General features: G+C 71.1%; 25 protein-coding genes. 12 read left to right on the forward strand and 13 right to left on the reverse strand.

The window, feature by feature from the left end:
- Positions 1 to 36: 36 nt before the first annotated feature.
- From nudC to ACIA6A_RS06125, 3 genes are all read right to left on the reverse strand, one after another.
- The gene (gene nudC / locus ACIA6A_RS06115; RefSeq protein ID WP_396096474.1) at positions 37 to 1,014 is read right to left on the reverse strand and encodes an NAD(+) diphosphatase; all 978 of its coding nucleotides are present in this window, start codon (positions 1,012 to 1,014) and stop codon (positions 37 to 39) included.
- Between the two features lie 125 nt (positions 1,015 to 1,139).
- Positions 1,140 to 2,459, reverse strand: a complete 1,320-nt coding sequence (locus ACIA6A_RS06120; RefSeq protein ID WP_396096268.1) for a M16 family metallopeptidase — start codon at positions 2,457 to 2,459, stop codon at positions 1,140 to 1,142.
- A complete protein-coding gene (locus ACIA6A_RS06125; RefSeq protein ID WP_396096269.1) occupies positions 2,456 to 3,763 on the reverse strand; it encodes a M16 family metallopeptidase in 1,308 nt (435 codons plus the stop codon). The genes ACIA6A_RS06120 and ACIA6A_RS06125 overlap by 4 nt, the downstream gene beginning before the upstream one ends.
- A gap of 68 nt (positions 3,764 to 3,831) precedes the next feature.
- On the opposite strand from ACIA6A_RS06125, the gene ACIA6A_RS06130 reads away from it, so the two are divergent.
- A complete protein-coding gene (locus ACIA6A_RS06130; RefSeq protein WP_396096270.1) occupies positions 3,832 to 4,599 on the forward strand; it encodes a polysaccharide deacetylase family protein in 768 nt (255 codons plus the stop codon).
- Here ACIA6A_RS06130 and ACIA6A_RS06135 read toward each other — a convergent pair.
- A complete protein-coding gene (locus ACIA6A_RS06135; protein WP_396096271.1) occupies positions 4,566 to 5,069 on the reverse strand; it encodes a hypothetical protein in 504 nt (167 codons plus the stop codon). The genes ACIA6A_RS06130 and ACIA6A_RS06135 overlap by 34 nt on opposite strands.
- Positions 5,070 to 5,208: 139 nt before the next feature.
- Here ACIA6A_RS06135 and ACIA6A_RS06140 point away from each other — a divergent pair, with 139 nt between their 5' ends.
- The 4 genes from ACIA6A_RS06140 to ACIA6A_RS06155 are packed head-to-tail and all read left to right on the forward strand — an operon-like array spanning position 5,209 to position 8,409.
- Positions 5,209 to 5,613, forward strand: a complete 405-nt coding sequence (locus ACIA6A_RS06140) for an RrF2 family transcriptional regulator (RefSeq protein WP_396096272.1) — start codon at positions 5,209 to 5,211, stop codon at positions 5,611 to 5,613.
- An 8-nt stretch (positions 5,614 to 5,621) separates the two neighbouring features.
- Positions 5,622 to 6,683, forward strand: a complete 1,062-nt coding sequence (locus ACIA6A_RS06145; protein ID WP_396096273.1) for an ABC transporter substrate-binding protein — start codon at positions 5,622 to 5,624, stop codon at positions 6,681 to 6,683.
- Positions 6,684 to 6,713: 30 nt separating this feature from the next.
- Positions 6,714 to 7,493 carry an ABC transporter ATP-binding protein gene (locus ACIA6A_RS06150; RefSeq protein WP_396096274.1) on the forward strand — a complete coding sequence of 260 codons (780 nt, stop codon included), beginning with the start codon at positions 6,714 to 6,716 and terminating at the stop codon, positions 7,491 to 7,493.
- Positions 7,483 to 8,409, forward strand: a complete 927-nt coding sequence (locus tag ACIA6A_RS06155) for an ABC transporter permease (RefSeq protein ID WP_396096275.1) — start codon at positions 7,483 to 7,485, stop codon at positions 8,407 to 8,409. Before ACIA6A_RS06150 ends, ACIA6A_RS06155 begins: the two co-directional genes overlap by 11 nt.
- A 583-nt stretch (positions 8,410 to 8,992) precedes the next feature.
- Here ACIA6A_RS06155 and ACIA6A_RS06160 read toward each other — a convergent pair.
- Both ACIA6A_RS06160 and ACIA6A_RS06165 read right to left on the reverse strand, forming a co-directional pair.
- Positions 8,993 to 9,904, reverse strand: coding sequence for a hypothetical protein (locus tag ACIA6A_RS06160; protein ID WP_396096276.1), 912 nt, complete (start codon positions 9,902 to 9,904; stop codon positions 8,993 to 8,995).
- Positions 9,905 to 9,943: 39 nt separating this feature from the next.
- A complete protein-coding gene (locus ACIA6A_RS06165; protein ID WP_396096277.1) occupies positions 9,944 to 10,138 on the reverse strand; it encodes a hypothetical protein in 195 nt (64 codons plus the stop codon).
- A 147-nt stretch (positions 10,139 to 10,285) separates the two neighbouring features.
- Between ACIA6A_RS06165 and ACIA6A_RS06170 the strand changes: the two genes are divergently transcribed.
- Positions 10,286 to 11,017 carry a lysophospholipid acyltransferase family protein gene (locus ACIA6A_RS06170; protein WP_396096278.1) on the forward strand — a complete coding sequence of 244 codons (732 nt, stop codon included), beginning with the start codon at positions 10,286 to 10,288 and terminating at the stop codon, positions 11,015 to 11,017.
- Positions 11,018 to 11,165: 148 nt separating this feature from the next.
- Here the strand turns inward: ACIA6A_RS06170 and ACIA6A_RS06175 are convergent, their stop codons facing one another.
- A complete protein-coding gene (locus ACIA6A_RS06175) occupies positions 11,166 to 11,369 on the reverse strand; it encodes a cold-shock protein (RefSeq protein ID WP_015625344.1) in 204 nt (67 codons plus the stop codon).
- 241 nt (positions 11,370 to 11,610) lie between these two features.
- On the opposite strand from ACIA6A_RS06175, the gene ACIA6A_RS06180 reads away from it, so the two are divergent.
- The gene (locus ACIA6A_RS06180; protein ID WP_396096279.1) at positions 11,611 to 12,006 is read left to right on the forward strand and encodes a pilus assembly protein CpaE; all 396 of its coding nucleotides are present in this window, start codon (positions 11,611 to 11,613) and stop codon (positions 12,004 to 12,006) included.
- Here the strand turns inward: ACIA6A_RS06180 and ACIA6A_RS06185 are convergent.
- The 4 genes from ACIA6A_RS06185 to ACIA6A_RS06200 all read right to left on the reverse strand — a co-directional run bounded on the left by ACIA6A_RS06185 (position 11,971) and on the right by ACIA6A_RS06200 (position 20,643).
- Entirely contained in the window at positions 11,971 to 15,519 is a 3,549-nt protein-coding gene (locus tag ACIA6A_RS06185) for a UvrD-helicase domain-containing protein (protein ID WP_396096280.1), read from the reverse strand. The two genes, ACIA6A_RS06180 and ACIA6A_RS06185, sit on opposite strands and share 36 nt — an antisense overlap.
- Positions 15,516 to 19,169 carry an ATP-dependent helicase gene (locus ACIA6A_RS06190; protein ID WP_396096281.1) on the reverse strand — a complete coding sequence of 1,218 codons (3,654 nt, stop codon included), beginning with the start codon at positions 19,167 to 19,169 and terminating at the stop codon, positions 15,516 to 15,518. Before ACIA6A_RS06190 ends, ACIA6A_RS06185 begins: the two co-directional genes overlap by 4 nt.
- 147 nt (positions 19,170 to 19,316) lie before the next feature.
- Complete coding sequence (locus ACIA6A_RS06195) at positions 19,317 to 19,865, reverse strand: TIGR00730 family Rossman fold protein (RefSeq protein ID WP_396096282.1); 549 nt, start codon at positions 19,863 to 19,865, stop codon at positions 19,317 to 19,319.
- A 1-nt stretch (position 19,866) separates the two neighbouring features.
- Positions 19,867 to 20,643, reverse strand: a complete 777-nt coding sequence (locus ACIA6A_RS06200; RefSeq protein ID WP_396096283.1) for a TIGR00730 family Rossman fold protein — start codon at positions 20,641 to 20,643, stop codon at positions 19,867 to 19,869.
- A gap of 196 nt (positions 20,644 to 20,839) precedes the next feature.
- Here ACIA6A_RS06200 and ACIA6A_RS06205 point away from each other — a divergent pair, with 196 nt between their 5' ends.
- Entirely contained in the window at positions 20,840 to 21,004 is a 165-nt protein-coding gene (locus ACIA6A_RS06205; RefSeq protein WP_396096284.1) for a hypothetical protein, read from the forward strand.
- Positions 21,005 to 21,165: 161 nt separating this feature from the next.
- On the opposite strand, the gene dapE is transcribed toward ACIA6A_RS06205, so the two are convergent.
- Entirely contained in the window at positions 21,166 to 22,239 is a 1,074-nt protein-coding gene (gene dapE, locus ACIA6A_RS06210; protein ID WP_396096285.1) for a succinyl-diaminopimelate desuccinylase, read from the reverse strand.
- A 90-nt stretch (positions 22,240 to 22,329) separates the two neighbouring features.
- Between dapE and ACIA6A_RS06215 the strand changes: the two genes are divergently transcribed.
- The 4 genes from ACIA6A_RS06215 to ACIA6A_RS06230 all read left to right on the forward strand — a co-directional run bounded on the left by ACIA6A_RS06215 (position 22,330) and on the right by ACIA6A_RS06230 (position 25,451).
- Positions 22,330 to 22,680, forward strand: coding sequence for a hypothetical protein (locus tag ACIA6A_RS06215; RefSeq protein WP_396096286.1), 351 nt, complete (start codon positions 22,330 to 22,332; stop codon positions 22,678 to 22,680).
- Positions 22,677 to 23,948: a hypothetical protein gene (locus ACIA6A_RS06220; protein ID WP_396096287.1), complete on the forward strand. Its 1,272-nt coding sequence runs from the start codon at positions 22,677 to 22,679 to the stop codon at positions 23,946 to 23,948. The genes ACIA6A_RS06215 and ACIA6A_RS06220 overlap by 4 nt, the downstream gene beginning before the upstream one ends.
- A 166-nt stretch (positions 23,949 to 24,114) precedes the next feature.
- On the forward strand, positions 24,115 to 25,074 hold the full coding sequence (gene dapD, locus ACIA6A_RS06225) for a 2,3,4,5-tetrahydropyridine-2,6-dicarboxylate N-succinyltransferase (RefSeq protein WP_396096288.1): 960 nt from the start codon (positions 24,115 to 24,117) through the stop codon (positions 25,072 to 25,074).
- Complete coding sequence (locus ACIA6A_RS06230) at positions 25,074 to 25,451, forward strand: VOC family protein (RefSeq protein WP_396096289.1); 378 nt, start codon at positions 25,074 to 25,076, stop codon at positions 25,449 to 25,451. Before dapD ends, ACIA6A_RS06230 begins: the two co-directional genes overlap by 1 nt.
- Here the strand turns inward: ACIA6A_RS06230 and ACIA6A_RS06235 are convergent.
- The gene (locus ACIA6A_RS06235; RefSeq protein ID WP_396096290.1) at positions 25,448 to 26,398 is read right to left on the reverse strand and encodes an ArsR family transcriptional regulator; all 951 of its coding nucleotides are present in this window, start codon (positions 26,396 to 26,398) and stop codon (positions 25,448 to 25,450) included. The genes ACIA6A_RS06230 and ACIA6A_RS06235 overlap by 4 nt on opposite strands.
- Positions 26,399 to 26,438: the final 40 nt, after the last annotated feature.

Here is a 26,438-nt window from a genome sequence, read left to right on the forward strand (position 1 = left end):
CAGGCCGCCCCACTCCGGCGAGTGGGGCGGCCTTTTTCACGCGTCCAGCCAGAGCTCGATCAGATAGAGCGCGATCGAGGACCGCATGGGCAGTTTCAGGTGTACGCCGTCCGCCTCGAACGTTCCCGCCAGCATCTGCCGTACGTCGTCACGACTGAGCCACCGGGCCTCGTCGATCTCCTCCGGGTCGAGGACAAAAGGCTGTTCCGGATCAGCTTCGGCGGTGTAGCCGAGCATGAGCGAGCCGGGGTACGGCCACGACTGGCTACCCTCGTATTTCAGGGAGCGCAGGCCGATGCCGACCTCCTCGCGCACCTCGCGCACGACGGCGGCCTCGGCGGATTCGCCCGGCTCGACGTAACCGGCCAGGCACGAGAAGCGGCGCACCCCGTCGACGGTCGGCCACGAGGCGTTGTGCCCGAGCAGACAGCGCCCGTCCGCCCCGGCCAGGCCGTTGTGCACGAGCACGATCATCGCCGGATCGGTACGCGGCCACATCTGCTTGCCGTTCGCATCGACCCGGGACCAGCCGGCTTCGACGACCGTGGTCGGCTGACCGGTGAGTGGCGAGAACAGGTGCGAGGCGTGCCAGTTGCCGAGCGCGGCGGCGGTGGTGAGGATCCCGGCGTCACGCGGGTCGAGCCGGTCGCCGATGTCGCGCAGGGTGGCGGGCTCGGCGCCGTAGGCCTCGGGCAGCGGGGCGACGACCGCGAAGATCGGCGTCCCCTCCCGGTCGATGCCGAGGAAGAGCCGCTCCCCCTCGGGCGCCGCGTCCGCCCCGACCAGCACGAGGTTCGGCCCACCGACGCCGGCCGCGGAGGACCCGGCAGCACCCGGCGTTGCCGGGGGCAGGCCGGTGACCAGGACGCGGCCGCCTTTGGCGATGTCGATGACCAGGACGAGGCCGGTTTTCCAGGCTTCGGCGAGCCAGGTCTCGTCGGTGCGGTGGTGGGCAGCCCGGTCGAGGGTCGTGCGGGCCAGCGGCGGCCCGGCCAACCCGGGCTGCTCGCCGATGTCCGGCTGATCACCTATATCCGACTTGCCGCCGATAATCGGCTGGTCGCGGCCGACATCCGCGACCCTCCGGGCGACGGTCGCGGGCCGGGAAGGTGGGCCGGCGGGCGCGGGTGGTTCGGTGCTCACTCGGCGCTGCGTTCTACGGTGGTCAGGGTGGCCAGCTGGGCTTCTACCTTGTCGGCGTCGCCCAGGACGACCGTTACCGCCTTGGCCGGGGCCAGGTAGCGGGCCGCGACCTCGGCCACCTGTTCGCGGGTGGCCGCGGACAGCGCCGCCGAGTGGTCGGTGAGGTAGTCGAGGCGCAGGTCGAAGCTGGCGTAGATGCTGGCCAGCCCGGCGAGCCCGGCCTGGGTGGACATGCCCAGCCGCAGGGTGCCCAGGGCGTACCGGCGGGCCTGTTCGAGCTCGTCCTCACCCGGCGGGAGGCTGGCGATCCTGCCGAGTTCGTAGACGGTCTCCAGCAGGGCCGGGCCGGTGACCTCGGTCGCGACCTCGGCAGCCACGACCAGGTCGGAGCCGGCGAGGTAGTGCTCGATCGCGGTGTGCGGGCCGTACGTGTAGCCCTTGTCCTCGCGGATGTTCTCCACCCAGCGGGACGAGAAGTAGCCGCCGAACACCAGGTTGGCGAGCTGCAATGCCGCGTAGTCGGGGTCGGTGCGGGGCACCGCGGGCAGGGCCATCCGCAGCGAGGACTGGACCGAGCCGGGCCGGTCGACGAGCAGCAGCGGGCCGGGTTCGAGGGCCGGGGTGGGCGGCACGGTGCCGTCGCGGCCGGTGCCGGTCCAGCCGCCGAGTGCCTTCTCGGCGGCGTCGATGGCTTTGTCCGGGTTGAGGTCGCCGACGAGGACGAGCACCGCGCCGTCGGGGCGGACCCGGTCGGCGTGCAGGGCGCGCAGCTGGCCGGGGCGTACCCCCTTGATCTGGTCGGCCTCGGGGGTCTGTACGGCGTACGGGTGCCGGCCGTACATGCGCTTGAGCAGCGCGGTGCGGGCGAGGTGGCCGGGCTGGCTCTGGGCGACCTGGATGTGGTCGGCGAGCCGGTCACGTTCGACGCCCACCTCGTCGGCCGGGTAGGTCGGGTCGGTGAGGATCCCGGCGAGGATCTCCAGCATCCGGTCGAGGCCGGCGGCCAGCGAGTTGCCGCTGATGTGCAGCCGGTCGGGGTCGAGCCCGGCGGACAGGCCACCGCCGACGGTCTGCAGCTCGGATGCGATGTCGATGCTGTTCATGCTGCTCGTGCCGGTGAACAGCGACTGGGAGAGCAGGGTCGCCCGGGCCAGCGGCGCACGGCCGAACGGCACCCGCAGGCGCATCTCCACCAGGGGCACCGCCGGCCGGCGGATGGCGATGACCGTGAGGCCGCTGCCGAGCGTACGTTCGGCCTGCTTGGGCAGTTTGATCTTCGAATCCGGGACGAGATCCGGCAGGGTGTGCGTGCTCACTGGTTTGCTCCTGGGACGACCTCGACGGTGGCGCGGCTCTCGGGCCGCAGGGCGGCGGCGGCCGCGACGATCTGGGCCTCGGTGACCTCGCCGACGAGCTTGGGCAGCTCGTTGAGCAGCTCGGGGCGGCCGCGCTGGAGTTCGAGCACCGCCATCGGCAGCGCCCGGCCGAGCACGGCATCGGTGTCACGCAGCAGGTGGGTGGCCATCCGGGCCTGGGTGCGGGCAAGCTCGCCGGGGGCCAGGCCGCCGGTGGCGAGGCGGTCGAGCTCCTCGTCGACCACGCGCAGCACCTTGCCGGCATCGCCACCGGGCGGCAGGTGCGCCTGCAGCAGCAGCGCGGTGGGGTTGCGGACCTGGAACTCGTCGCCCATGAAGCCGATGTAGCCACCGATGCTGGTGACGATGCGGTCGCGCTGGACCAGGCGTTCCACCAGGCGGGAGGCGTCGCCGTCGGTGAGCACCTCGGCCAGCACGACGTAGGGCAGGTAGTCGGCGAACGCGCCGATCGGGTCGGGCACCCGCCAGCCGGCCGCCACGGCGGGCAGCGGGGCGAGCCGGTCGACGTAGCTCTCGCGGCGCTCGCTGGTGAGGCCGGGCTCGTCGAACGCGGGCAGCTTGGGTTTCGGCCGCTTGGGCACGTCACCGAAGTGCTTCTCGATGAGCTGGGTCGCGTGGGCCACGTCGAAGTCGCCCGCCACCGCGAGCGTCGCGTTGCCGGACGCGTAGTACTTCGTGAAGAACTCGGCGGCGTCGTCGACGGTCGCGCTCTCCAGGTCGGTGAACGAGCCGTAGCCGTCGTGCGCGTTCGGGAACGTCTCGAACATCACCGCCGGGAGCTTCAGCCAGGGGAAACCGCCGTACGGCCGGTTGAGGACGTTGACCCTGATCTCCTCCTTGACCACGTCGACCTGGTTGCGCAGGTTCTCCTCGGTGAGGCGCGGGCCACGCATGCGGTCGGCCTCGAGGAACAGTGCGCGCTCGAGGGCGCCGGCGGGCAGCACCTCGAAGTAGTCGGTGTAGTCGAGGTGGGTGGAGCCGTTGAACGTGCCGCCGGCGCCCTGGACGTGCCGGAAGTGGGCGAGCTTCTCGAGGTTCTCCGAGCCCTGGAACATCAGGTGCTCGAAGAGGTGCGCGAAGCCGGTGCGCCCTTCCGGTTCGGAGCGGATGCCGACGTCGTAGACCACGGCCACGCCGACGACGGGTGCGCTGCGGTCGGGGCTGAGGACCACCCGCAGGCCGTTGTCGAGGGTGAACCGTTCGACCGGGTATTTCGTCGCGGGAATCTTCACTTTGCGAGCCACTCCCCGAATCTATCCCGCCGGGGCCGCACCGCCCCCTCTCGACAGAGCTGACTTGCTAAAGTCCCCGGATGCGTCGATCCCGTGCCGTTCTCACGTTTGTCCTCGGCTGTGTGCTGGCCGGTGCGGCCGGGGCCGGCGTCTCGTACGCCCAGACCGGCCCGGTGCTGCCCGGCACCGCCGACCTGCCCTCGGTCGGCGCGGCCCGGCCCCGGGCGACCACGCTGCCGCCGTGGACGCAGAAGACCACCGGCACGAAGGCGGTCGCCCTGACCTTCGACGACGGGCCGGATCCCGACGTCACCCCGAAACTGCTCGACGTGCTCAAGAAACACCGGGTCAAGGCGACGTTCTGCCTGGTGGGGCACCGGGTTCGGGACAACAAGGCATTGGTACGCCGGATCGCCGCGGAAGGTCACACGCTGTGCAACCACACGTGGCAGCACCTGGAGGACCTGCGGTACCGCAGTGACGCGTACGCGTTCCGGGACCTCGAGGCGACCAACGAGCAGATCCGCAAGGCGGTGCCGGGCGCCAAGATCAAATACTTCCGGGCACCGTACGGGAACTTCTCCGAGCGCCTGAACGGGTTCGCCAGGAAGCTGGGCATGTCGCCGCTGGCCTGGAACGTCGACGACCAGTGCTATCTCACGGCTGAGTACGGCCGGGGCGCCACGATGCGCAAGCACATGTTCGACATCGTGAAGCGGGACACGAAGCCCGGCTCGATCATCCTGTCGCACGAGAACAAGAAGCCGTTCACGGTCACCGCGTACGACACGATCCTGCCCTGGCTGAAGAAGCACTACACCTTGGTGGCACTGCCCAGCGGCAACTGAGGGTTCAGCTTCGCGAGCTGCTCGACGGCGTCGGTCCGGGCCCTGGGGAAGCGCAGCGTGCCACGCGTGACGTAGGGCGTGCCGGTGGCCCGGGCGACCGCGTCCGGGATCAGGCCGGTCAGGATCAGCACGACACCGAGCACACCGAGGACCGCGAAGAGCGTGCCGTCGGGCCGGAAGTCGCCGAACCGGCCCCACAGCAGCAGCCCGTCGGCGATCACGAAGAGCGCGATGACCGCGGGCGCCACGACGTACCCGAAGATCCGGCGCAGTTGTGTCACTTTGTCGACACCGGCCTGGGCACTCTCACCCATCGGGACCTCGACGGAGGCCGACGACCAGGGCAACCGGGGCAGCGGCACGGCGACTTTCACCTGCTTGCCGTCACCGGTCAGGGACTGCCGGGGCCAGCGCACCCGGGACACCTCGTGCAAGCCGATCGTGATCGGCGTCGTTTCCTGCGTACCCACGGCGGGTGACTGTACCCCTTCCGTGTGTTCTCACCATGCGGTTCAGGCTTGACGACGGTAACCTACCTCGTCCACTATTCCCATCCATCAGATAGAGATGGCAGAGTTTGCGCTCCGCAGGACCGAGAGGACATGCCACGTGTACGTCTCGGCACGCACCGACTATGCCGTCCGGGCCATGCTGGCGATCGCCTCCGACCATCCGCACCTGGTCAAGGCGGCGACGCTGGCAGCCGCTCAGGACATCCCGCTCAGTTTCCTGCAGGGCATCCTGCTCGATCTGCGGCGGGCCGGACTGCTGCACAGCCACCGCGGCGTCGACGGCGGTTACTCCCTGGCCCGACCGGCCGAGGACATCACCGTCGGGGACGTCGTGCGAGCGGTCGGCGGAGCGCTGACCACTGTTCGCGGCCTGCCCACCACCACCACGACGTACCACGGGGTCGCTGTCGGCCTCAAGGACGTCTGGGTGGCGGTGGAAGAGGCCATAGAGGGCGTCGTGAACCACCGCACTCTCGCCCAGCTGACCATTCACGCTTCTTAGGAGTACGCATGCGCTCCCGCACCCTCCGTGCGCTAGCCGTCGCCGCTACCGCCCTTGCCTCCGCCGCCCTGCTCACCGCTTGCGGTGGCGATTCCGATGAGAGCGAAGGGGGCGAGGCGAGCGCGATCCGCCTCGGCTACTTCCCCAACATCACCCACGCGCCGGCGCTGATCGGCGTGAAGAACGGCCTCTTCCAGCAGGCCCTCGGCGACACCAAGCTCGAGACCAAGACGTTCAACGCCGGCCCGGCCGCGATCGAGGCGCTGTTCTCCGGCGCGATCGACGCGACGTACATCGGCCCGAACCCGGCGATCAACGGCTGGGCCACCTCCAAGGGCACCGCGCTGAAGATCATCGCGGGCAGCACCTCCGGCGGCGCCGGCCTGGTGGTCAAGGAAGGCATCAACACGCCCGCCGACCTCAAGGGCAAGAAGATCGCCACGCCGCAGCTGGGCAACACCCAGGACGTGGCGCTGCGGGCCTGGCTCAAGGAGAACGGCCTCAACGCCGACCAGCAGGGCGGCGGCGACGTCTCGGTGCTGCCGCAGGACAACGCGACGGCGATCCAGGCGTTCGCGCAGGGTGCCATCGACGGCGCCTGGGTGCCCGAGCCCAACCTGAGCCGGATGGTCCTCGAGTCCAAGGGCAAGGTGCTGGTCGACGAGAAGACGCTCTGGCCCAACGGCCAGTTCGTCACCACCCACCTGATCGTCAGCCAGAAGTTCCTCAAGGAGCACCCGGACACGGTCAAGAAGCTGCTGCAGGGTCACATCGCCGCGGAGAAGTACATCGCGACCGACAACGCCGGTGCCCAGAAGGCCGCCAACGAGCAGATCGCCGCGCTCTCCGGCAAGCCGCTCAAGGACGACATCCTGGCCGCCGCGTTCAAGAACCTGGAGTTCACCAACGACCCGATCGCGTCGTCGCTGTACACCAGCGCGAAGCACGCCGAGGACGTCGGCCTGCTCAAGCCGGTCGACCTCAAGGGCATCTACGACCTCGGGCCGCTGAACGAGCTGCTCAAGGCCGACGGTCAGACCGAGGTCAGCGACGCCGCCGCGGCCTCCTGATCCCCCCTCGTCACGCCAGGGAGTAAGACCATGACCACGCTGGAAGCGGGCCACACCCGTACCGATCAAGCGGTCGTCAGCCTCGACAGTGTCTCCAAGCAGTACGGGTCCGGGTCCAACGCCCTGCTCGCACTCGACAAGGTGTCGCTGACCGTCGGCAAGGGCGAGTTCGTCTGCCTGCTGGGCGCGTCCGGCTGCGGCAAGAGCACGCTGCTCTCGCTCATCGCCGGGCTCGACCAGATCAGCGGCGGCACGCTCGACACCGGCGGGCGCCACGTCTCGCTGATGTTCCAGGAGGCGGCCCTCTTCCCGTGGTTGTCGGTCTCGGGCAACGTCGAACTGCCCATGCGGCTGAACGGCGTTGCCCGGGCCGAACGCAAGAAGCGCGCCCAGGAGCTGCTCGAGATCGTGCGGCTCAAGGACTTCGGCGACAAGCGCCCGCACGAGCTCTCCGGCGGCATGCGCCAGCGTGTGGCCCTGGCCCGCGCGCTGGCCCAGAACGCCGACATCCTGCTGATGGACGAGCCGTTCGGCGCCCTCGACGCGATGACCCGCGACATCCTGCACGACGAGCTGGAGCGGATCTGGCGCGAGCAGGCGCTGACCATCGTGTTCGTGACCCACAACGTGCGCGAGGCGGTCCGCCTCGGCGACCGGGTGATCCTGCTCAGCAGCCGCCCGGGCCGGGTCATCGAGGACTTCGCCATCACCCACGAGCGGCCCCGCCGCATCGACTCGCCCGAGGTCTCCGCCCAGGCGGCCGAGATCACCGACCGGCTCCGCGCGGAGGTCGCCCGCCATGCCAATTAAGTACCCGTCGGCCCGCGCCGGCCTCGAAGGCGCCCTCTCGGACACGCCACCGCTTCCCGAGAAGCCGGACGCCGCCGCCGACCGCCTCTCCGGCCTCGACCGCCTCGAACTCGGCGGCCGGAACGGCAAGGGCTCGCTCGGCCCGCGCGTCTGGCGCAGTGCCTGGCCCAAGCTCATGGCGATCGCCCTGGTCCTGCTCGTCTGGCAGATCGTGGTCTGGGCCGAGTGGAAGCCCGTCTACGTGCTGCCCGGCCCGCTCGACGTCTTCGAGGAGCTCGGCGGCCTGCTCAGGACCGGCGACTTCTGGAGCGGCGTGGCCGTCACCATGACCCGCGCGGCCACCGGCTTCGCGCTCGCCGTCGTGATCGGCACCGTCATCGGCGCGGCGGTCTCGAGCTTCCCCCCGCTGCGCGCCGCGATCGGCTCGCTGATCACCGGCCTGCAGACCATGCCCTCGATCATGTGGTTCCCGCTGGCCATCCTGCTGTTCCAGCTCAGCGAGAGCGCCATCCTGTTCGTGGTCGTGCTCGGCGCCGCCCCGTCGGTCGCCAACGGCCTGATCAGCGGCATCGACTACGTGCCGCGGACCTGGCTGCGCGTCGGCCAGGTGCTGGGCATGAAGGGCCTGGCCAAATACCGCCACCTGATCCTGCCGGCCTCGCTGCCGTCGTTCATCTCCGGCCTGAAGCAGGGCTGGGCGTTCTCCTGGCGCAGCCTCATGGCCGGCGAGCTGCTGGTCATCGTGCCGGGAGCATTGTCGATCGGCGTACGGATGCAGAACGCCCGCGACCTCAGCGAGCCGACCCTGGTCATCTCGTTCATCATCGTGGTCCTGGTGATCGGCATCCTGATCGACGTGCTGTTCAACGCCGCCGACAACGCCCTTCGCAAGCGCTGGGGTCTGACCGGATCATAGGGTCGTGACCTGGTTCTCCGACGTCGCCCGCACGGCCATCGGACTGGTGGCCGTGTCGCCCTCACCGGGGCCGGCATCCTCATCGCCGCGCTCCCGTCCCCCGTGCGCCCGTCCCCCCTGCGCCCGTCCCCCGTGCGCCCGTCCCCCGTGCGCCCCGACGTGCCGGTGTCCCGGGCCGCGCTCTATCTGGCCACCATGCTGTTCTTTCCCGCGGCAACCGCGGCGGTCATGAGCGGCGCCTGGTATCTGGCATCGGTGAACGAGCGGGTCACGGTCACGGTCGCCGACCTGCGCGAGCACTGCACGGCCGAGGGCGAGTGCGGCAACCGATCCCGCATCACCCGGACCGGCACCGGCGAGGGCGGCCGTCGCGGGGGCGGTGTGGGTGCTGCTCGCAGGCGGCGTGGTGGGCGCCCGCCTGAGCGTCCTGAACGACCCCACCCGCCCTTACCTCCCGGGGCCGAACCTGCGCTGGCTGGTCACGATCGCCCGCCGCCCGGCAAATGCCGCACCGCCCTCGAGGGCGGGGCCGCCTTATTCCGGTGACGCTCCCGGTCGCGCTCCCGGTGACTAGGTCGCATCCTCAGAGCGGACGGACCGACTTGAGTACGTCGTCGATCACGTAGTCGAATTGCTTGTGCGTGCCCGGGATCGACACGTACAGCACCGCGGCGGTCGGTTTGCCGACGTCGATCACGGCCACCGCCGAGCGCTCGTCCTTCGCGGACAGTCCCGGTGAGTCGAAGTGCAGCCGGAACTCGCTGAGCCAGGCCGGACGCCCACCCAGCGTGGTCAACTCGTCCCGCAGCGGCTCCATCGTGTTGGGCTGCGGGTAGTAACCGGCCCGGACGTCCGCGGCCACCTGCCGGCCGACGCACTCGAGGTCGAGGGTCACCGCGTCGTTCTCCGCCGCCGGCACCGCCGCCGACAGGATCGAGGCGTGGTACGAACCCCCGACGTACTCCTCGGTCACGAAATGCTGGCCGACCTTGTACGGCACCTCGAGCGTCCCGGCCCGCCACACCGTGGTCCAGGGGATCCACGGCTCCGGATACTTCTTGTAGGAGATCCCGGACTCCTCGTCGACCGTGCGTTCCCCGGTCGCGGGCGGCACCTGCGGGGCCGGCGCGCTCGGCGGGTCGCTGGGGATGGTCGTCGGAGCGGGACACATCTGGGCCAGCGGGGGCCGGACGTCGGTGGGCGCCGACTCGCGGGTCTTGAACGCGTCGCCGTCCGAGCTCAGCGCCACGATCAGGATGATCGCCAGCCCGACGGCCAGGATGGCGCCGGCCACCCCGCCGAAGATCAGCATCTGCCGCCGGCGCTTGCGCGGCCCGTCGTCGCCCGGGGGTTCCGGCGGGACATCGGGACCGGGCGGGACGATCGGGGGCGTGCCCGGAGCGGTCACCGTGCCGGAGGACCACTGCCCACCCGGCCGAGACCAGTCAGGAATGATCGGCGAGCCCTCGGACATCACCCCAGTGAACACCACCACCGCCGCACCCGGCACATCGCCCGGCCGCCGGGCCTCGGGTCAGGGGATCAGCACCGCCTGCATCGGGACGCCGGTGTGGGCGGTCTCCGGTGGCACCGTCTCGACCACCGACGCGCCCGGGCGGCTGGACGGGCCATACCAGGGCGCGAACGCCACCGCCATCACCAGGCCGAGGCCCAGCACGGCCAGGGCGAGCACTATTGCCAGCTCGCGGCGTGCGGACACGGACTTCATGAGAGCCTCCAGAGGGTGCCGGAGCCTGGATCCGAGGGGGCTTGGACCAGGGCACGGCTGGGTGCATTCACTCTTAAGACGCCGGGAACCACCGATCGGTTGCAGCTCTCACAGGAAAGGTTCGGCGAACGCCGGTACCGTAACCGAATGGAAATCGTGTATCCCCCCGTCGTCGCAACCGCGAAGACGCTGTTCCGCGTGCTCGACATGAAAATCAAGATCGATGGTGCCGAGCACATCCCCGCGGTCGGCGGGGCGGTGCTCGCGAGCAACCACGTCAGCTACCTCGACTTCATCTTCTGCGGGCTCGGTGCCCAGCCGAGGAAGCGGCTGGTCCGGTTCATGGCCAAGAAGTCGGTGTTCACCCACAAGGTCAGCGGGCCGCTCATGCGCGGCATGCGGCACATCCCGGTGGACCGCAAGGCCGGCAGCGCCGCGTTCAACGAGGCCGAGCGGGCCCTGCGCGGCGGCGAGGTGGTCGGCGTCTTCCCCGAGGCGACGATCAGTGAGTCGTTCACCGTCAAGGGGCTCAAATCCGGCGCCGCCCGGCTGTCCCAGGCCTCCGGTGTGCCGCTGATCCCGATGGCGGTCTGGGGGCCGCACCGGCTGTGGACCAAGGGCCGCCCCAAAACGCTGACCAAGCGGCACGTCCCGGTCCTGATCAAAATCGGCGCACCGGTTGTCATGCCTGAGGGCAGCACCACCGAGGCGACGACACTCGAGCTGCACCGGCGGCTGAGCGAGCTGCTCGACACGGCCCAGCAGGAGTATCCGGAGCGCCCCTCGGGCCCGGACGAGACCTGGTGGCTCCCGGCCCACCTGGGTGGCACCGCACCCACACCCGAGTCGGTCGGCGACGCGGCCCGCCTCCAGGCCTGAATCCGCGGGTCCAGCTACACCGCGGCTCGGGGCCGGCTTGCCCGCCCCCAACGGCATGTCGAGCCGGCGTGGGGGGCGAGCGGAAGGAAATCACGACGGCGCCGACCCCTCACGGGGCCGGCGCCGTCGCGTCAGCTCGTGGCTGTGATCAGAGCGGGCGGATGTTGGCCGCCTGCGGGCCCTTCTGGCCCTGGGTAACCTCGAACTCGACCCGCTGGTTCTCGTCCAGGGACCGGTAACCCGAGGTCTGGATGGCGGAGAAGTGGGCGAAGACGTCGGCGCCGCCGTCGTCCGGGGTGATGAACCCAAAGCCCTTGTCCGCGTTGAACCACTTCACGACGCCGGTAACCATGCTCGTCTCCTCGACGGTCGATCGCTCAGGCCCATTATGGACCGGAACGAGGTAGTAAGACTCGCACTTCGCGGGTCTCGTGTCGCCGTACTGATCGCCCGTACCGGAGAAACCCGGGTTACGACAAAGAGCGCCTGGGGCAGACTTCCCCACAGGCGCTCCTGAGTACTTGGGAACCAAACTGACACAACGCTGGCAGCCTAGCACGAGAGAAGGCGATCGGAAGGTGATCGGAGTGTTCGTGGCACAGCGACTGAGCGCTGCCGGACTGGCCTGGAAACCGGCCCCCGGAGACCGTTTCGCCATCCCCGATCGGGGCCTTGACGAGGACGTCTTCGTATTGAGCAACATGACGATCGAGGTCCACACCCGGCCGGAGGGGCAGGTGCTCGGCTTCAACGGCACCACCGAGTGGGCGATGGACGACGTGGAGTTCGACGAGGCACTCTGGCTGCCCCGCGAGGACCAGTTGCGGGAGCTCCTGGGCGGCACGTTCCGGGCCCTGCGCCGCGAGGACGAACGCTGGGCCGTCGACATCACCCTGATGGACGAGGAGCAGACTTTTTCCGGAGAAACCGCCGAGGACGCGTACGCGGCAGCGCTACTGCATCTCCTGGCCGCCGCCGGCCTCGGGTAGCGCGGCGATCAGCTCCGCGAGACCGTCCGCGTCCAGCAGATCGGCCGGGCGCACGGTGACGCCCTCGCGGACGTAGTGGAAGCCCGCCCGGACCCGCTCCACCGGGACACCGGCCAGGGCCGCCCAGGCCATCCGGTACGCCGCGAGTTGCACCGTGGCAGCGTCGGCATCAGCATCGACCGGCCGGCGACCGGTCTTCCAGTCGATGACGTCGTAACGGTTCCCGGGTTCGGCGAAGACCGCGTCCATCCGTCCGCGCAGGACGACCCCGGCGAGGGTGGTCGCGAACGGCACCTCGACCTCGACCGGGGTGCGCCCGGCCCACTCGCCAGCGAGGAACGCCTGCTGCAGGGCGACCAGCTCCTCGTCCTGGGCCGCGTCGTCGTCGGCCGCACCGGGAAGCTCGTCCAGGTCGAGCAGGCGGACGGCGCCGTAGCGCTGCTCCAGCCACGAGTGGAACGCGGTGCCGCGACGGGCGTGCGGGGCCGGGCGGCGGGGCATCGGGCGGCGCAGCGAACGGGCCAGCAGCTGCGGGTCCCGGCGGAGCACCACCAGCTGGGAGACGCTGAGGTGCGGGGGCACGGCGACCTCGAGGGGGCCGTCGTGCCGGGCCCGCTCCGCGCGCTCGGCGAGCAGCAGAGCGGCCTCCTGACGCCAGCGCGCGATGTCCGGGTCCGACACGCCCGATGGAAGCGACACGCCGGGCTGGGCGAGATGACCTATTCCTCCCGGAGTCGCATTGTCGACCAATTGAGCTATTTGACCATCTTCGCTGGAAGACACAGAAGGAGTGGAAGGCGGCACAACGGAAGCCTCGTCCACACCGGACCCGGCCAGGCCGGCCAGATCGGCCGCCAGGCCCGCACGGGCACCGACCTCCTGATCAGAATCGGCCAAATCAGCGAATGCGGCGGCGGTCTCCGGGTCCGGGGCGACGATCATGCGCCGGATCAGGTCGGCCGCGGCCGCCATCGCGGGGCGACGACCGCCGAGCGGGTCGGACGGCCACTCCGCGGACGCCACCAGCTCCGCGCTCGGGTTGACCGCGTCGGCGGCCGGCTCGCCGGCCCAATGGTCGACCACACCGGCGCCCTCGTCGCACGCCGCGCGGATCTCCGCCAGGAACGGGGACGGGCCGCGGGGGCGCTTCACGCCGTCGCCCCACCAGTAACCGGAGGCCAGCAGCAGACGACGGGGACGGGTGACCGCCACATAGACGAGCCGGCGTTCCTCCCGCTCGTCGTGCTCACGCCAGGCCCGGCCGAACGCCGTCACCGCCGCGGCCACGTCCTTCTGGTCGACCGCCTCGTCGAGGTCGAGCACCGGGAGACCGTCGGCGTCACCGCGCAACGGGAACGGGAGCACCCCCATCCCGCCCAGGAAGTTGTCGGAACCCCGGGTCAGGCCCGGCCAGACGTTCTTGGCCAGCCCGGCCACCGACACGACGTCCCACTCGAGGCCCTTGGCCGCGTGGGCGGTGAGGATCTGGACCGCACCCTCGACCACGTCGACCTGGCCCGGGCTGAGGCCACGCTCCTCCTCCTCGGCCGCGACCAGGAACGCCAGGAAACCGGCCAGGGTGCCACCATCGGTCTCGCCGGAATACCGGGACGCCACGTCACCGAGCGCGTCCAGGTGGCCGCGGGCCAGGCCGGCGTCGCCCGCACCCCAGCCGCGGACCGCCACCTCGACGTCCAGGCTGATGGTCCGCTCGATGTCGGCGACCAGGTCGGGCAGCGGCTGGTCCAGGCGGTGCCGCAACTCGGCGAGCTCCCGGCCGAACGCCTTCAGCCGTGGATAGCCCTCCTGCGAGTACTGCTGGGCCACCCCGAGGTCGGCCATCGCCTCGACCAGGGTGGCGTCGTCGAGCCGGTCGCCGACGACCTCCTCGGCCGGGCCGATGTCGCTGGTGGTGCCCGCGACCCGGGCCGCCGCGATCGCCCGGGACCGCCGGTGCAGCGCCACCAGGTCACGCGGGCCGATCCGCCAGCGGGCACCGGTGAGCAGCCGCAACAGCGACGCCCCGTCGGTCGGGTCGGCGAGCACGCGCAGGGTGCACACCACGTCGCGTACCTCCGGGGTGTCGAGCAGACCGCCCAGCCCGACCACCTCGACCGGGAGGCCCCGCGCGCGCAGCGCTTCCTCGATCGCCGGGATCTGGCTGCGGACCCGCACGAGCACGGCACTGGTCGGGCGCTTGTCCAGCGGGATGTCACCAGCCGCCGCGTCCGGGAGCCCGGCCGCCGAACGCCACGCGCCGAGCATGGAGTCGGCGATCCACGCGGCTTCATCCCCGTACGTGTGCAGCAGTGCGCAGGAAACCGTGCGGCCCCCGACCCGATCGGCCACCCGCTGGGCCGGGATGAGCTCCGCGACGCGGGCGCCGGCCGCGCGCAACGGCCGGGACAGGGTGTTCGCGACCTGGAGGATCTCGGGGCGGTTCCGCCAGCTGCGGGTCAGGTTGAGCACCCCCGCGTCCCGCCCGCCCGGCCCGGTGAACTCGCCCGGGAACCGGTCCAGGGTGCCCGCCGACGCCCCCCGCCAGCCGTAGATCGACTGGCACGGGTCACCGACCGCGGTCACCGGGTGCCCGCCGCCGAACAGCGCGTTGAGCAGCACGACCTGCGCGTGACTGGTGTCCTGGTACTCGTCCAGCAACACGATCTTGAAGCGGCTCCGCTCGATCACCCCGACCGCCGGATGATCCCGGGCGACCCGCGCGGCCCGGGCCATCTGATCGCCGAAGTCCATCGCCTCGATGTCGAGTTTGCGCTGGTCGTAGAGGCGCACCAACGGAAGCAGGGTGAGCCGGTGCCGCTGGCGCAGCAACGCGTCCGAGACATCCTTGTAGACCCGGCCCGGCAACGACTGCACCTCGGCGAAGAACCGGCCGGTCCACGCGGCCAGGTCGTCCGGCGACACGAGATGCTCGGCGAGCTCCCCGGACAACGCGAGCACATCGTCGGTCACCGTGCTGGGCGCCCGGTTCAGACCGGTCATCTCCCCGGTGTACGACCGCACGATCGAGTCCACGATCTGCCACCGGGCGGCCTCGGTCAGCAGCCGCGCGGACGGCTCGTACCCGGCGCGGAGCCCGTGCTCGGTCACCACCCGCGCCGCATACGAGTGATACGTGGCCACGGTCGGCTCCCCCGCGAACGCGGCATCCCGGCCGAGGCGGCGAACCAACTGGCCGAGACGCATCCGTACGCGATGAGCCAGCTCCCCCGCGGCCTTGCGGGTGAACGTCAGTCCGAGGATCTCGTCCGGGTGGGCGTAACCGTTGGCGACCAGCCAGACCACCCGCGAGGCCATGGTCTCCGTCTTGCCCGACCCGGCCCCGGCCACCACCAGCACCGGCTCCACCGGGGCGGCGATGATCGCGGCCTGCTCGGCGGTCGGCGTGTGCAGCCGCAACAGCTTTGCCAGCTCCACCGGCGTGTATCGGGGGCCCAGATCGGCCCGCCGGCGCGGTTTCGGGGTGACGTCGGCGAAAAGGGAAGGTTGGGTCACGGCTCGACCACCTGCCGGCCCTGGCCGGTGATCGGGCAGCTCGTCCGCACCGGGCACACCCGGCACTTCGAGTTGGCCACCGCCGAGAACGTCGCCGCGGCCATCGTGTCAGCCGTGCGCCGGACCATCGCGTACGCCCATTGCGGGTCCTCGGCCTCGGAAAGCGGAAGTTGCATCTGCTCCCGGGCCTCCTTGCTCGGACCGAGCTGCACCAACGCGGCGCCCCCGCTCTCGGCCCGCTCCGCCCGCTCCGTCAACGAGTCGAACGCGCCGGCGTCCACGGCGGCCTGGTATCCGGCCAGCTGGGCATGCTCCTCGACCTCACTGCCGGTCACGGTCGTGGACTTGCCGGTCTTCAGGTCGATGACGACCAGCCGCCCCTGCTCGTCCACCTCCAGCCGATCGACCCGGCCGGTGAGCTGGATCGGCCGGCTCGGGTCGTCGAGCCGCACGGTGAACTCGTGCTCGATGGCCAGCAGCCGCCGCGGATTCTTCGCCAGCCACCGCAACAGCTTGTCGACCATCCCCTGGGCCCGCTCCTGCTCCGGCCCGGCCAGCCAGCGCGCGGCCAGCTCGATCGCGTCGAACCGCGCGGAGACATACTCGACCAGCTGCTCCCGGTCGGCGTTCGCGTCCTCGGCCAGCATCGCGGCGGCATGCACCAGGTTGCCGACCCCCTGAGCGGCCCCGGCCGGTGGCGCGCCACCATGGCGTTCCAGCAGCCAGCGCAGGCTGCAGCGAAGCGCGCTCTCCATCGAGGACGGCGTCACTTTGACCGGCTCGCCGTCGGCGACCAACGGCCGGTCGTCGGACAGTGCCCGCAACCCCCACCACTCGTCAGGATGGGCACCGGGAACGCCGGCCTTCGCGAGTCCGGCCAGCTCGACAGCGGCGGCATGCCGCCGGGCAGGACTGCTGTCAACCGCAACCACGACGGTACGCAGCTCGGCGACCAGCGCCGCCAAGGTGAGCGCCCGCGGAGGCCGCCCCACCGGAACCGAGAACTCGTCCTCCACCCCGCCATCGCCGTCACCGCCTTCCCTGTCCGGCGGCGTCGGCGTGTCGTCCTTCGGCGTGTCGATCTCGTCCCCAGCGTCGTCGTCCGGGCCGGGGTCGTGCAGGTCAGGGTCGCGCGGGCCGGGATTGTGCAGGTCGGGGTCGCGCGGGCCGGGATCGTGCGGGCCGGGGTCGTGCGGGCCGGGGTCGTGCGGGCCGGGGTCGTGCGGGCCGGGGTCGTGCGGGCCGTCGGGTTCGGTCGGGCCGGGATCGTCCGGATCGGGCTCGGGAGGCCGCGGCGGGTCGCCCCCGCCACGCCGGTCGGGCAGCCCCAGCTCGGTCAGGAACCGGCTGGGCTGCTCCTCCCCCTCGGCGCCACCCACACCCGCCGACGCCACCGCGGTCACGATCAGCCGGCGCCGCGCCCGGGTCGCCGCCACATAGAACAGCCGCCGCTCCTCATCGAGCAGCGCCGACGTCTGGCCGACCACCGCCGCGGTCCCGGAAGCCGGCCGCCCCGCCAGCACGTCGACCAGGCGTTCCGAACCGAGCAGGCTGCCCCGCAGACGCAGGTCGGGCCAGATGCCCTCCTGCACCCCGGCCAGCACCACGACATCCCACTCGAGCCCCTTGGCGGCATGCGCGGTCAGCAGCCGCACGGCCTCCCCCCGGTCCGCGCTGGGCGCGATCGAGTCGGCCGGAAGATCCTGACCCAGCACATGATCGAGAAACACTTCGGTACGGGCGCCCGGCAGCCGATCCACGAACCGCGCGGCGGCATCGAAAAGCACCACCATCGCGTCCAGATCCCGATCCGCCGCCTCGGCCCGCCACTGCCGCGCCCGGCCGCCCTCACTGCTGCCGGGTTCAACGGGGGTGCCGCCGGTGCTGAGCGAATACCACCGTTCGGCCAGCCCGCTCTCCTGCCAGACCGCCCAGAGAACCTGCTCGGCGGTAGCCCCCGGCACCCCGGCGGCCTGCTTCGCGACGCTGATCAACCGAGCGACGTTCTGCGCGGGTACAGCCCACCGCCGATCCACCGCCTCCAGCCCAGCCGGCTCCCGCAACGCGTCGACCAGCAGTTCCCCGGAAGGCCGCCGATCCCCGCCGGCCAGAGCGAGCGCCCGCAGCCCCTGCCGGAGCCGCCGCTCGGCCAGCGGGTCGGCCCCACCCAACGACGAATGCACCAGCGCGACGGCGGTCTCCTCGTCGAGGACATCGGGCTCGAGCGCACAACGCAGCAGGAGAAGGAAGGGAGCAACAGCCGGTTGAAGGTGCAGCGGGAGGTCTTCGGCATAGGCGACGGTCGGCACCCCGGCCGCGATCAGCCCTCTCTGCAGCGAGGGCAGTTGCAGGCTGGTCGACCGCAGGACAACGGCCATCCGGGACCACGGAACCCCATGCAGAAGGTGCGCCTCCCGCAGCGCATGAGCGACAAAAGCGGTCTCACTGGTCGGTGATCGGAATGTCCGGACAACAGCTGGGCCGACCGGCGGGGTTGCGGCCTCGGCAGCCGGTTCCACGTCGCCGAGCGCGGACGTCGGGATATTTCCACCGTTTTCCTCCAAGCCGGAGGAATCGCCCGCTTTCTGACTGGGGCCTGGAGAACCGCCCACCTCAGCGGAGTCCGGTGGGTGGAGGGCTCGGTGCTTCATGCGGCCGCGCATGCGGCGGGCGATGCGGGCGGTGGAACTCAGGAGGCCTGGTGACACTCGGTAGCTGGTGTGGAGAGTGATCGACTCGGCCAGGGCTCCGGAGGCGGTTCGGAAACGGGCCGGGAAGCCGTCCACCGATTCCGGGTCCGCGCCTCGGAAGCCGTAGATCGAGGAGTCCGGGTCGCCGAATGCCACCAGAGGTTTACCACCGCCGGCCAGCAGCGACAACAGTTCGATCTGGGCCGGGTCGGTGTCCGCCAGTTCGTCGACGTAGACGTACTCCAGGCGGCGGCGTTCGTCCTCGAGCAGGTCGGGGTCGTCGAGGAGCAGGCCGGTGGCCGCGCGGACGAGTTCCGCCGGGTCGTAGGCCGTGGAACCGCGGGTGGTGACGTCACGCAGAGCAAGGACCGCGACGTACTCCCGGAGGAATCGGGCCGCCGCCGGCCAGTCGTCGCGGCCCAGTTGTTCGCCGAGCCGGGCCAGCTCGACCGGGCCGACTCCGCGTTCGGCTGCTCGCTGCATGAGGTCGCGGAGCTGTTGGGCGAACGCCCGGGTGGGCAGCGCCGGGCGCAGTGACTCGGGCCAGCTCACGGTGTCGCGGGCGGTCTCGTCCCCCACGACCTCCAGCAGCTCGCGGATGATGAGATCCTGCTCGGGGCCGGTCAGCAGGCGCGGCGAGGGCTCACCCCGCTCGGCCGCGGCGCGGCGTAACAGGCCGAACGCGTACGCGTGGAACGTGCGTACCAGAGGCTCGTGGAAGGTGGGCCCGGCGATCCGGGCCTCGATCCGGTCGCGCAGCGCCGCCGCCCCCCGGCGCCCGAAGGTCAGGATCAGCACCCGTTCCGGGTCGGCCCCGGACGCGACCCGGGCCGCGACCGCCTCGACCAGCGTGGTCGTCTTCCCGGTGCCGGGCCCACCGACAACCAGCAACGGCCCGGCGGTGTGCTCGATCACATAGCGTTGCAGCGGATCGTCCCGGAGCCCGTCCGCCACCGGCACAGGCCGGCGAACCAGCCGGTGGGCCGGCCGGTGAACGGCAGCGGGAGTCGAGGTCACGGCACCAATCAGACCACGCACGTACGACAAGATCCCAGCAAGCCCCGCCCGGGGATCACCTAGTCACGTACCCATCGCTCTGAGTGGTTGTCAGGGGTTGAGGGTGGCCTCGATGTGGTCCAGGGCGGCGTCGATGGAGGTGACCAGGGTTACCTGGGCCAGGGCGGCCGGGCGGACGAAGCCGGCGTCGGTGATGGTGCTGAGCCAGGTCCAGAGGCCGGAGTAGAAGCCTTCCGGGTCGAGGACCACGATCGGTTTGCGGTGCAGGCCGAGGGTGGCTGTGGTCCAGACCTCGAAGAGTTCGTCGAGGGTGCCGAGGCCGCCGGGGATGGTGATGAAGGCGTCGGAGCGCTCGATCATGATGTTCTTGCGGGCGCCCATGTCGGTGGTGACGAGGAGTTCGTCGGAGGCGGTGTCGGCCACCTCCAGGTCCACCAGCGATTGGGGGATCACGCCGAGGGTGTGGGCTCCGCCGGCCCGGGCCCCGTCGGCGACCGCTCCCATCATGCCGACGCAGCCGCCGCCGGAGACCAGGGTGTGGCCGCGCGGGCCCAGGGCCTTGCCCACGGCGGTGGCCAGGTCGAGGTGGCCCTGGTCGAGGCGGGTGGAGGAGGCGCAGAAGACGCAGATGGCCGCCATGTCAGTGGGTTCCGTTGCCGGCCAGGGCCTTGTCGGCCTCCACGATGTACCGCACGGCTTCCTCGACGTCGTCGGTCAGCATGATCAGCTCCAGGTCGTCCGGGCCCACCTTGCCGTCGGCGAGCAGGCGGTCCTTGATCCAGGCGAGTAGCCCACCCCAGTATTCGACGCCCATCAGGACGACCGGGAAGCGGGTCACCTTGCGGGTCTGGACCAGGGTGAGTGCCTCGAACAGCTCGTCGAGGGTGCCGAAGCCGCCGGGCAGGACCACGAACGCCTGGGCGTACTTGACGAACATGGTCTTGCGGACGAAGAAGTAGCGGAAGTCGATGCCGATGTCGACCCAGTCGTTGAGGCCCTGCTCGAACGGGAGCTCGATGCCGAGGCCGACCGACATGCCGCCGGCCTCGGTCGCGCCGCGGTTGGCGGCTTCCATGACGCCGGGGCCGCCGCCGGTGATCACCGCGTAGCCGGCTTCGGCGAGGGCCGCGCCCAGGTCGGCCGCCATCTCGCACTCGGGGCTGTCCGGGGCGCTGCGGGCCGAGCCGAAGACGCTGACCGCCGGGGGCAGGTCGGCCAGGGTGTCGAAGCCCTCGACGAACTCGGACAGGATGCGCAGCGCCCGCCAGGCGTCCTTGGTCTTCCACTCGCCGCGGTGGTCCGAATCGAGGAGTTTCTCGTCGGCCGTGGTCGGTGGGATCGATTCCCGCCGCAGGGTGACGGCGCCGCGATGACGCTCCTGGGGTACGCGAGCCCGGTCGTCAGTGCTGTCCGTCATGGCACCAACGGTAGTGCTGACGGTCTTGGGCGGTGAACTATCCGGTGGGGTTTCCGCAAGACGATTGCGACGTCGCGGGGTTTTTGCCAGATTGAAGCAACGGACGGTAGCTCTACAACGTCTGTACAGTTACGAACCCGCACGGCATGCACGGCGTCCGGCCTCGGCCGGGCATCAGGGCGAAGGAGCCACCGTGATGACCCGGTACGAGCGAATGAAAGCCCAGCGCCGCATGCAGCGGCGCATCCGCATGGTGGTCGAGGAACGCCGGATGGCGCTCGCCCAGCCCCCGGTCCCGGCCGATCCGGCGTTCGATCCGGAGGTCACGGTCGAGATCCCCAGACCCGAACAACCGATCTAGGGTCTGCTTTGGAAGTGGGGCCGAGGCGAGGCGCGGTCCAGGTGTCGTCTGAGTGTGCGCCGGAATTGTACGGATACCGGTGTTGTATCCGAGCGATTTCGGCGTGCGGCCAGACGGCGGCTGGGCCTCGCCGCAGCCCGGTTCCACTTCCAAAGCAGACCCTAGTACGTCGCCAGCCACCGATGCAGCGTGGCGGCGCCATCACGGATCTTGCCGATCTCGACGTGTTCGTCGGGCGCGTGGGCCAGCCGTGGGTCGCCGGGTCCGTAGTTGAGGGCCGGGATACCCATGGCGGCGAAGCGGGACACGTCGGTCCAGCCGAGTTTGGCCGCCGGTTCCTCGCCGACCGCGATGAGGAAATCCCGGGCCGGCGCCGCGGACAGGCCGGGCAGGGCACCGGGCGCGGAGTCGATGACCTCCAGGTCGAAGCCGTTGAAGACGTCCTGGAGGTGGGCGAGCGCTTCCTTCTCGGTACGGTCCGGCGCGAACCGCAGGTTGACCTCGATCGCGCACTCGTCCGGCACCACGTTGCCGGCCACCCCGCCGGAGATCTTCACCGCGCTGAGTCCTTCGCGGTACTTGCATCCGTCGATGGTGACCCGGCGGGGCCGGTAGTCCTCGAGGCGTTGCAGGATCTCGCCCGCGGCATGGATCGCGTTCACCCCGCGCCAGGACCGGGCGGTGTGCGCCCGGCGCCCGTGGGTGCGCACGACCGCGCTCATGGTGCCCTGGCAACCGGCCTCGACCACGCCGTACGTGGGTTCGAGCAGCACCGCGAAGTCGGCCCGCAACCAGTCGGGACGGGCCTCGCCGACCAGCCGCAGCCCGTTGTACCTCGAGTCGATCTCCTCGGCCTCGTAGAACAGGAACGTCAGGTCGTAGCAGGGGTCGGGCAGCGTCGCGGCCAGGTGCAGCGCGAGGGCGACGCCGGACTTCATGTCGGCGGTGCCGCAGCCGTAGATCAGGTCGTCGACGACGGTCGACGGGAAGTTGTCGTTCAACGGCACCGTGTCGAGGTGGCCGGCGAGCACGACGCGTTGCTCCCGGCCCAGATCGGTGCGGGCCATCACGGTGTTGCCGTGGCGTTCGGTGCTCAGGTGCGGGGTCTGCCGGAGCACATCTTCGACGCAGTCGGCGATGACCTTCTCGTCGCGCGAGACGGACTCGATGTCGACCAGGGTGCGGGTGAGCACCACCGGGTCGACGAGCACGTCAGGGGTAAGCGGGTTCGCCATGCGCCGCACATTACCGCCCGAACATGAACCGGGACGGGGTGCTCGCGCGAGCTACCTTCACGGGTGGGGTCCGACGCGGAAAGGGCGATCATGAAGGTCGATGTCTCGGAGCTGCGGGCGGTCGCGGACCGGCTGCGTGACCAGGTACAAGATCAGATTGCGGTGGCGGCGGGGCGGATCGCCCGGGCCGGGGCGGACGTGGCGATCGACACCACGTTCGACGATTACGCCACACCCGGTCCCTACCGCGAGGTCGCCGCGAGCTGGCAGGCCGAGCTGCGGGTCGCCCAGGAGGCGGTGGCCCAGCTCGCCGGGGCCCTGGCACAGGCCGCCGACGACTACGAGGAGGCCGACCTGGGCGCCGAGGACCGAATCGACCAGGCGCACAAGCGGCCGGAAGAAGGCAGGACGCGGCCGGGAGAGGGCAGGGGGCCGCGGTGAACGGGCTGGAGCGGCTGCTCTCGCTGCAGAAGCAGATCCAGGCGGCCGGTGGGGGCTGGGGTGCGGGGGCGCGGGCGGCGGCTGATGTCGCGACGTTCGGGGGGAGTCCGGACGGCGCCGCGGTGCTCGCACTGGGGTGGCGGGACGCGGCGGCGGCGTTGGAGCTGGCCCTGGAGACGTTGCACGGGGTCGATCAGGCGGACATGGCCGGGGTCTGGGTCGGTGACGCTCACAACGAGGCCGCTGACGCCGTACGGGCGATGGCTGATGAAGTGGCCCGGGCCGTGGTCGCTGTCCGGGAGGTCTCCGCGCTGCTCACCGCGTACGCGGACGGGTTGGGAAGCGCGACCGGGCGGGACCTGGCCGGTCAGGCCCTGCTGCATGAGGCGCCGACCCAAGGGGTCGACCTGCGGGTGAGTGCCCATGCGGCCGTCCAGGAGCAGGCCGGGGAGCTGACGGCGGGCCTGCATGACGCGGCGGCGCGGGCTCGCGCGCATCGGCTCCGGATCCTGACGCCGGTCGACGATGTCGTGCTCACCAGTGTCGACGTGCTGACCCCGGCGATGGCTGATCGGGTGGCGGCCGATCGGGACATGCAAATGCTGCTGGCCGGTGCGAAATCGACCGAGCACCGGGCCTATCTGGTGAAGGCGTTCGCCGCCGGGCACAGCGCCGCCGACGTGGCTGTCTTCGACGCGGCGATCGCGCCGTACGCGCATGATCCGGGCTGGCTGGACCGCCACCTGAGCCCGTTGGACCCGGATGCCGGCCCGGTCGGTGGCCGGTGGGCGCCGACGCCGTGGGAGCAGGGGCCGTTGCCGACCTGTGTCGCGTCGTCGCTGGTGACGGCGCGCGCCGAGCTCGATCCGATCTACGCGCTGAGCGTGACGCTCGAGGATTTCCCGGGCCGGCTGCGTGCGGAGCAGCTGCGGGTGTACGACGGCGGGCGGAGCTGGGTGCAGGACGCGCTCGGGTTCGACGGGATGACTCCGGAGCAGGGACGCGAGGCCGCCGACGAGGAGATCGGGGCGGCGACGGGCCGGGGGTATCGCACCGTGGACGACGCGGCGGGGGTGCTGGCGGACATCGCGCGGGCGGTCGACGACGGGTATCCGGTGCCCTTCGTCACAGCCGACCATCAGCTGCTGGTGATCGGGCACAGCGGCGACCAGCTCCAGGTCTACAACCCGTGGGGATATACGTATTGGGTGAGCGAAAAGGACTTCCTGGACAGCTCTCCTACCTCCGTCCAGCTGCCGCGGGCCTAGGGTGTATCTGGCGGATCACTGCGGCCTGCGACGAGGCCCAGCTTCCGCCTCGCGGCGCGGTCCGAACACGCAGGTACAACACCGGTACCTCCGTGCCCGGCCCACTTGCGACGCGAAAGCTGGACCACGTCTCGGCTCGCCGTGATCCGCCAGATGCACCCTAGTAATGTCTGCGAACGTGAGTACCGCGATCTCCACCTCCGCCGCCTGGGGCATCGGCCTCGCCACCGTGACCTCCGACGGGACGGTCCTCGACACCTGGTATCCCACCGGGTTCCTGGGCCTCGGGGAGGTTCCGGCCGAGGCGCCGACGCTGCCGGCCGGGCTGACCGGGCCGCGGTCGCTGGCCGGGTTGTCGACCGTCGAGGTGCGTGTCGAGATCGGGTCGCTGGCCGATCCGATCAAGGACTCCTCGGACGCCTACCTGCGCCTGCACCTGCTGTCGCACCGCCTGGTGAAGCCGAACGAGCAGAACCTCGACGGCATCTTCGGCATGCTCGCGAACGTGGCCTGGACGTCCGCCGGCCCGTGCCCGGCCGACCGGGTGGACGAGCTGCGGCTGATCGAGCGGGCCGCCGGCCGGCACCTGGCCGTCTTCGGCGTGGACAAGTTCCCGCGGATGACCGACTACGTGGTGCCCTCCGGCGTGCGGATCGCCGACGCCGACCGGGTCCGCCTGGGCGCGCATCTGGCCAGCGGCACCACGGTCATGCACGAGGGCTTCTGCAACTTCAACGCCGGCACGCTGGGCACGTCGATGGTCGAGGGCCGGATCGTGCAGGGCGTCGTGGTCGGGGACGGCTCCGACGTGGGCGCCGGGTCGTCGATCATGGGCACGCTCTCGGGCGGCGGCAAGGACAAGGTGTCGATCGGCGAGCGCAGCCTGCTCGGGGCGAACGCCGGCATCGGCATCTCGCTCGGCGACGACTGCGTGGTCGAGGCGGGCTGCTACATCACCGGGGGCGCCAAGCTGACGCTGCCGGACGGCCGCGTGGTGAAGGCCAAGGAGCTGTCCGGCGTCAACGGGCTGCTGTTCTGGCGCAACTCGATCACCGGTGCGCTCGAGGCCCGGCCCCGCAAGGGCACCGGCATCGAGCTCAACACCGCGCTGCACGCCAACGACTGATGCACGTCGGTCTGGTGGCGGTCCTCGTCGGGGAGTACGACCCGGCGATCGCGTTCTACACCGACGTGCTCGGCTTCGAGCTGGTCGAGGACACTCCCCGGCCGGACGGCAAGCGCTGGGTCGTGGTGCGCCCGCCGGGTGCGCGGACCGGGGTGCTGCTCGCCCGCGCCGAGGGTGAGCGGCAGCAGGCCGCAATCGGTGCGCAGGCGGGTGGCCGGGTCGGCTTCTTCCTGCAGACCGACGACTTCGACGCGAGCCTGGCCCGGCTGCGCGCGGCCGGGGTGGAGATCGTCGACGGCCCGCGCAGCGAGCCCTACGGCCGCGTCGTGGTGTTCGTCGACATCGCCGGCAACAAGTGGGACCTGCTCGGCGATTAGAGCAGCGCGTCGCCGCGCGGGGTGGTCGCATAGAGGACCGCGCGGCCGGTCCGGGTGCGGGAGATCAGGCCCGCCTGCCGCAGGACGGACAGGTGGCCGCTGATCCCGCCCAGGCTCATGCCGAGCTGGGCGGCGAGGTGGCTGGTGGTCGCCGGCACGGTCAGCATCCGCAGGATCGTGGCCCGTTTCGCGCCGATCAGCGGTGCGAGGTCGCCACCGTCGGCGGGCATGTCGGCCACGCCCCGGGCCCGGTACGTGATCGACATCGGCCGGGACGGGTCGGTGGTGATGGCCAGGTTGCCGAACACCGATGGGACGAACAGCAGGCCGTTGCCGACCAGGTGGTATTCGCCGGTGTCGCGGTGGCGGATCGCGATCGCGCCCTCCGGCGTCCAGCTGACCCGTGGGTGCAGCCCGGCGAGGCCCTCGGACCACCCGTACGCGGCGATCCGCCCGGCCCGCTGCACGATGTCGCGTTCCAGCACCGCGCGCAACCGCGGCCACTCGGGTTCGATCAGCGTGGTCCAGGCGGCCTGCAGCCCGTCCGCGAGCCGGTCGACCACGTCGTCGGCGGCCAGGATGCGCCGGGCGTACTCCGGCGGGACGCGGTGCCCGCGCAGGTTGAGGTCCAGCTCGGCGCGGGCCCGGTCGAGCGGGGTGGCGCGCACCACGGCGAGCTCGTCGGCGAACTCGCGGCGGGGCCCGGCCGGCGCCGGGTGCAGGAAGTCAGCGTTGTCCTCGCGCCGCAGCAGGCTCAGGAACGCCCCGATCGCGGGTTCGGCGCGGCGCAGCTCGGTCAGCCGCGGCCGCATCCGGCTCACCCACGGGCCGAGCACCCCGGCCGGGTTCGCCCCGGACAGCATGAACAGCGCGCCCTCCACCTCGAAGAGCGGCGAGATCGCATACCGGCAGCCGGCGAGGTCGGCGGGCGAGACGTGGATCAGCACGTTTCGCTCACGACCGAAACTTTAGCCGTACGGCCGGAGC

This window comes from Actinoplanes sp. NPDC051494 (assembly GCF_044454705.1).
GTDB lineage: Bacteria > Actinomycetota > Actinomycetes > Mycobacteriales > Micromonosporaceae > Actinoplanes.

Excerpts from the sequence above, each read along its gene's own strand:
- ACIA6A_RS06205 (WP_396096284.1), top strand. The coding sequence starts at position 20,840 with ATGACCCGGTACGAGCGAATGAAAGCCCAGCGCCGCATGCAGCGGCGC.
- dapE (WP_396096285.1), bottom strand. The coding sequence starts at position 22,239 with ATGGCGAACCCGCTTACCCCTGACGTGCTCGTCGACCCGGTGGTGCTC.
- ACIA6A_RS06155 (WP_396096275.1), top strand. The coding sequence starts at position 7,483 with ATGCCAATTAAGTACCCGTCGGCCCGCGCCGGCCTCGAAGGCGCCCTC.
- ACIA6A_RS06145 (WP_396096273.1), top strand. The coding sequence starts at position 5,622 with ATGCGCTCCCGCACCCTCCGTGCGCTAGCCGTCGCCGCTACCGCCCTT.
- ACIA6A_RS06130 (WP_396096270.1), top strand. The coding sequence starts at position 3,832 with ATGCGTCGATCCCGTGCCGTTCTCACGTTTGTCCTCGGCTGTGTGCTG.
- ACIA6A_RS06200 (WP_396096283.1), bottom strand. The coding sequence starts at position 20,643 with ATGACGGACAGCACTGACGACCGGGCTCGCGTACCCCAGGAGCGTCAT.
- ACIA6A_RS06215 (WP_396096286.1), top strand. The coding sequence starts at position 22,330 with ATGAAGGTCGATGTCTCGGAGCTGCGGGCGGTCGCGGACCGGCTGCGT.
- ACIA6A_RS06170 (WP_396096278.1), top strand. The coding sequence starts at position 10,286 with ATGGAAATCGTGTATCCCCCCGTCGTCGCAACCGCGAAGACGCTGTTC.
- ACIA6A_RS06165 (WP_396096277.1), bottom strand. The coding sequence starts at position 10,138 with ATGAAGTCCGTGTCCGCACGCCGCGAGCTGGCAATAGTGCTCGCCCTG.
- ACIA6A_RS06230 (WP_396096289.1), top strand. The coding sequence starts at position 25,074 with ATGCACGTCGGTCTGGTGGCGGTCCTCGTCGGGGAGTACGACCCGGCG.
- ACIA6A_RS06150 (WP_396096274.1), top strand. The coding sequence starts at position 6,714 with ATGACCACGCTGGAAGCGGGCCACACCCGTACCGATCAAGCGGTCGTC.
- dapD (WP_396096288.1), top strand. The coding sequence starts at position 24,115 with ATGTCTGCGAACGTGAGTACCGCGATCTCCACCTCCGCCGCCTGGGGC.
- ACIA6A_RS06175 (WP_015625344.1), bottom strand. The coding sequence starts at position 11,369 with ATGGTTACCGGCGTCGTGAAGTGGTTCAACGCGGACAAGGGCTTTGGG.
- ACIA6A_RS06195 (WP_396096282.1), bottom strand. The coding sequence starts at position 19,865 with ATGGCGGCCATCTGCGTCTTCTGCGCCTCCTCCACCCGCCTCGACCAG.